At 73.3% G+C, this 255-nt stretch carries 1 protein-coding gene; it reads right to left on the bottom strand.

Features of this window, described 5'->3' with window-relative positions; all coding sequences use genetic code 11:
- Positions 1–255 (bottom strand): transposase (locus QSK22_RS33530; RefSeq protein ID WP_285498545.1); only part of this gene is annotated, 255 nt, incomplete at both ends.

Below are 255 nucleotides of genomic sequence, written 5' to 3' on the forward strand. Positions count from 1 at the left end.
GTCGACACCCCCAGCAGATACGAGGTGGCCACCACGCTGATCAGGGCCTGCTCGGCCCGGCGGCGCCGCTCCAGCAGCCACTCGGGGAAGTAGGACCCGCTGCGCAGCTTCGGGATCGCCAGTTCGATCGTGCCGGCGCGGGTGTCCCAGTCCCGCTGCCGGTAGCCGTTGCGCCGGTTGACCCGCTCGCTGCTGCGCTCGCCGTAGCCGGCGCCGCACACCGCATCCGCCTCGGCCGACATGAGCGCCTCGGCC

This window comes from Actinomadura sp. NBRC 104425, assembly GCF_030269545.1.
Classification (GTDB): Bacteria; Actinomycetota; Actinomycetes; order Streptosporangiales; family Streptosporangiaceae; genus Spirillospora; species Spirillospora keratinilytica.